We start from the raw sequence: 2,340 nt of genomic DNA, 5'->3' as shown, positions 1-2,340 counted from the left end.
CCCCCCGACCGGGCAGCGGTCCCCTCCCCACCGGCGGAATGAGCCGGAACAGCTCCCCCCGCTTCGCATCCGACCCGCTTCGCTGCGAGGACTCCCGTGGATGAGCCACGCCGCCACGGCCTCTCATCAGTCGATCGGCCCAGAAGACGGGCCTCCCCTGCCTGAGTCACCGCTGCGCACCCCTTGAGGTCCAGCACACACGCACTACCCGCAGTTGCACTTATAGCTCGTCTGCAACTATTGTGGAGGCGCGCTAAGAGCTCACTCAAGCAATAACGGAAGGGTTGAGCCCGTGCCTCTCGCTCTCTTCGCCCTGGCCATCGGGGCCTTCGGGATCGGAACCACCGAGTTCGTGATCATGGGCTTGCTGCCCGAGATCGCCGGAGACTACGGCGTCTCCATCCCCACCGCGGGCCTGCTGGTCACCGGCTACGCGCTCGGGGTCCTCGTCGGTGCCCCGCTGATGACCGTGCTCGGCACCAAGGTCAGCCGCAAGAAGATGCTCATGCTGCTGATGGGTTTGTTCGTGGTCGGCAACCTGCTTTCCGCGCTCGCGCCGAGCTTCCCGCTGATGCTCACCGGCCGCATCGTGACCTCCCTGGCCCACGGCGCGTTCTTCGGCATCGGCTCCGTCGTCGCCGCCGATCTGGTCGCCGCGGACAAGAAGGCCGGCGCCATCGCCACCATGTTCACCGGGCTGACCGTCGCGAACATCGTCGGTGTGCCACTGGGCACCTTCGTCGGCCAGGCCGTCGGCTGGAGGACCACCTTCGGTCTCGTCGCGGCACTCGGCGTCGTCGGTCTGTTCGGCATCGCCAAGCTCGTCCCCGCCATGCCACGCCCGGAGGGCGCCCGCCTGCGCCGGGAACTGGCCGCCTTCCGCAACGCCCAGGTCATCCTGGCCATGGCGATGACCGTGCTCGGCTTCGGCGGCGTCTTCGCGGCGATCACCTACATCGCCCCGATGATGACCCACGTCGCCGGCTACTCCGACGGCGCGGTCACCTGGCTCCTGGTGCTGTTCGGCGTCGGCATGTTCCTCGGCAACCTGCTCGGGGGCCGCTACGCCGACCGCGCTCTGCTGCCCATGCTCTACACCACCCTCGGCGGCCTCGCCGTCGTACTGGCGCTGTTCACCCTCACCGCCCACAACAAGGTCCTCGCCGCCGTCACCATCCTGCTCGTCGGCGCCCTCGGCTTCGCCACCGTGCCCCCGCTGCAGAAGCGAGTGCTGGACCAGGCTCACGGCGCCCCCACCCTGGCCTCCGCCGTGAACATCGGGGCGTTCAATCTCGGCAACGCGCTCTCGGCCTGGCTCGGCGGAATCGTCATCGCCGACGGCCTCGGATACACCGCCCCGAACTGGGTCGGCGCCATCCTCGCCGCCGCCGCCCTCGTCATCGCCTTCTGGTCCGCCGCCCTCGAGCGACACACCCACGCTCGCCAGGCCGCCGCACCGATCGCCGCCCCTCGCTCCTCCGTCCTCCATCACTGACCGGCCGCCTGACCAGTCATCACTTCGACTTCCGGAGAAAGACCGTGAACATCAGCGTTGTCACCCCGCTCTCCACCACCGACGCCGAGAACCTCATAGACGCCGCCCGCGCCGCCGCGGATGCGGCCGGCGTCCCGGTCAGCGTCACCGTCCTGGACGCGGGTGGGCATCTGCTCGCCTTCCGCCGCGACGACAGCGCCGTGCTGATCTCCGGCGAGACCAGCACTCGCAAGGCCTACACCGCCCTTCAGCTGAACGCCCCCACCGCCGACCTGGTCGAGGCCGTCCAGCCCGGCGGCCCGTTCCACACCCTGCCGACCGCCCTGGACCGCCCGCTGCTGTTCATCGCCGGCGGCGTCCCCGTCCACCGCGACGGCCGACTGATCGGCGCCCTCGGCATCGGCGGCGGCGCCCCGGAGCAGGACCACGCCTTCGCCACCACCGCGCTGAAGGTGCTCAGCTGATGTCTCGCACACCGCAGGAGGTCTTCGCCGACCACTCGAACCGCCTCGGCACCGGAGATCTCGACCTGATCAGCCGGAACTACACCGAGGACGCCGTCGTCATCACCCCGGCCGGGGTCTTCCGCGGGCGGGCCGGAGTCCGGCAGGTCATCGGCCGTCTGCTGGCCGACCTTCCGCATGCCGACTGGCGGCTCTCCCCGCAGTTCGCGGGCGAGGTGCTGTTCCTGCAGTGGAGCGCCTCCACCTCAGGCCACCAGGTCACCGACGGCCTCGACACCTTCGTCTTCCGCGACGGCCTCATCAGCGCCCAGACCGTCCGCTACACCCTGACCCCGCACTCCACCACACCCTGACCCCGCCCACCGAGCGAAGGAACCCACA

At 69.9% G+C, this 2,340-nt stretch carries 3 protein-coding genes; all 3 read left to right on the top strand.

Annotation, left to right across the window (positions count from 1 at the left end; all coding sequences use genetic code 11):
- The first annotated feature begins 292 nt into the window (after window positions 1-292).
- From BZY54_RS46075 to BZY54_RS46065, 3 genes are read left to right on the top strand one after another with little or no spacing between them, the layout of a single operon-like run.
- The gene (locus BZY54_RS46075; RefSeq protein ID WP_086731300.1) at window positions 293-1,495 is read left to right on the top strand and encodes an MFS transporter; all 1,203 of its coding nucleotides are present in this window, start codon (window positions 293-295) and stop codon (window positions 1,493-1,495) included.
- Between the two features lie 44 nt (window positions 1,496-1,539).
- Window positions 1,540-1,959, top strand: coding sequence for a GlcG/HbpS family heme-binding protein (locus BZY54_RS46070; protein WP_086731299.1), 420 nt, complete (start codon window positions 1,540-1,542; stop codon window positions 1,957-1,959).
- Entirely contained in the window at window positions 1,959-2,312 is a 354-nt protein-coding gene (locus tag BZY54_RS46065) for a nuclear transport factor 2 family protein (protein ID WP_086731298.1), read from the top strand. Before BZY54_RS46070 ends, BZY54_RS46065 begins: the two co-directional genes overlap by 1 nt.
- Window positions 2,313-2,340 lie beyond the last annotated feature (28 nt).

Source organism: Streptomyces carpinensis (assembly GCF_002154505.1).
Taxonomy (GTDB): Bacteria; Actinomycetota; Actinomycetes; order Streptomycetales; family Streptomycetaceae; genus Streptomyces; species Streptomyces carpinensis.
Note: the sequence above shows the minus strand (reverse complement) of the source record. Positions and strands in the feature narration are given on the sequence as shown.